The sequence below is a fragment of the Facilibium subflavum genome, from assembly GCF_003574485.1.
Lineage (GTDB): Bacteria > Pseudomonadota > Gammaproteobacteria > Francisellales > Francisellaceae > Facilibium > Facilibium subflavum.
The window spans coordinates 1-2,129 of the sequence record NZ_QLIT01000146.1; the positions used below are offsets into that span (position 1 = coordinate 1).

The 2,129-nt window shown below is 39.0% G+C and carries 2 protein-coding genes; both read right to left on the bottom strand.

The window, feature by feature from the left end:
- Window positions 1-240: 240 nt before the first annotated feature.
- A complete protein-coding gene (gene cmk, locus DNK84_RS09030; protein ID WP_119344201.1) occupies window positions 241-894 on the bottom strand; it encodes a (d)CMP kinase in 654 nt (217 codons plus the stop codon).
- Entirely contained in the window at window positions 884-1,918 is a 1,035-nt protein-coding gene (gene serC / locus DNK84_RS09035) for a 3-phosphoserine/phosphohydroxythreonine transaminase (RefSeq protein WP_119344202.1), read from the bottom strand. Before serC ends, cmk begins: the two co-directional genes overlap by 11 nt.
- Between the last annotated feature and the right edge of the window lie 211 nt (window positions 1,919-2,129).

Below are 2,129 nucleotides of genomic sequence, written 5' to 3' on the forward strand. Positions count from 1 at the left end.
GGCGCACCATCTTTTGCCTTGTAGTTGAAGTTTTAAGCTTACATTACAAAGTATACGGATATTTTCACAGACTGATTTACTCTGCAAAGACGATCCAGAAATACTCAGACAACTGTTTAAAATCATTGTCCATAAACAGGTCGCCAACAGAACAGGACGCAAAGAGCCTCGGTGCAGAAAACGCAGAACAAAGACATATCCTCCACTAAAAAAAGCTCGAGGTTTATACAAAAATGCGGCTTAACTTAGTGCCATTAGGTTAAAGACTTCTTCAATCGATAAATAACTTGTATCAATAATCACGGCATCTTCTGCCGCAATCAACGGTGCTGTTTTGCGATTTTTATCCTGCGTATCTCGCTTTTCTAATTGCGCTAATATTTCATTAAAATCTGCCATAACTCCTTTAGCAATTAATTCATCATAGCGGCGCTTAGCGCGAACTTCGCTATTTGCTTCTAAAAAAAACTTTTTATCCGCATCCGGGAAGACAACCGTTCCCATATCACGCCCATCGGCAACAAGCCCCGGCAATTTCGCAAAATCACGCTGTTTTTGTAATAAAACAGCTCGCACTTCAGCAATGCTTGCAATCTCAGAGGCCATCATGCCAACCGATTCCTGACGAATTTTATCACTGACATCCTGCTTAGCTAAATAGGCGTGTGTTTTACCATCAATAACCTTAAAGCCTATTTTTAATTGTTTTACCGCATTTAAAAGCGCCATTTCATCTTTAGGGTCAATTTGCCGATTGATCACCTGTAAAGCAGCCAAACGATAAATTGCACCACTATCTAACAAGTGATAATTAAGCTTTTTTGCCAAAAGCCTTGCAAGCGTGCCCTTTCCAACACCACTTGGCCCATCAATTGTAATCACTTTAGCACTCATTCTCAAATTCCTTTATAACCGCTACAAGTTTATCAACATCTCCCAATGTTACTGCATTATATAGACTTGCACGACAACCGCCAACACTCCGGTGTCCTTGTAAACCATAAATCCCTTTTTGTGCTGCAAAAGCTAGAAATGCCTCAGTTAATCCCTTTTTTACCTGAAAAACAACATTCATGGTTGATCGATTCTGCGCGGCAATATTATTAAAGAATAGATCAGATTGATCAATGGCTTGATACAACCTTGCCGCTTTGTCTGTATTCTTTTTCTCAATCACTTTCAGACCCCCTTGTTCAATTAAATCCTGTAATACAAGCGCCATACTCACCCAGGAAATAACGTTAGGCGTATTATAAAGTGAGCTTGATTTTGCCGTTAACCCATAATCTAACACAGCTGGAACCGATGATTTATGTCTTGCCAATAAATCCTGATGTATAATAACAACTGCCACACCTGGAAGCCCTATGTTTTTTTGCGCACCGGCATAAAGCACACCATAACGTTTAATATCGATTGGCTTTGAAAGAAAGCTTGAAGAGACATCTGCCACCAATGGCGCATGTGTTTCTGGCACAAATGCCCACTGAAACCCATCAATCGTTTCATTTTCAGTATAATGCACATAATCATATGCTTTTTTAAAATCCGGCGATTGATGATAAGGCAAGATATCAACATCAATAAATTTTTTTGCCTCATCAATGGCTTTTTTTGACCAATACCCAGTATCAAAATAAGCAGCCCTTTTATTTTGCGCCAGGTTCATTGCCAGCGCAGAAAACTGCGCTGTTGCACCACCATGCATAAGCAATATCTCATAGTCATCAGGCAAATAAAGCAATGACTTTATTGACTGCTGGATCTGCTGATAAACCGCTAAAAAAAGGGGATCTCGATGTGAAATAGATAATAATGATAAGCCACTTTGCTTATAATCATCAATCATCATATTAAGTTTTTGATAAACAGACGCAGGCAATTTAGATGGCCCTGCACAAAAGTTAATTTTTTTCATCAGGCTTTACACTTACAGATCATAAGGGGCTATTTTATACCACACACAAACCATTTTACAGCATTTCTTACCATCTTAGACCTGTCACCATTTCATAACTCACTGTCACACACTGCTGATACTAGCTTTCATGCATTTAATCGGCATAAAAGACTTTTTTGCTTGTTGCCATCTATAGTATACTCACCTGCATATATTAGGTTCTGTGAAC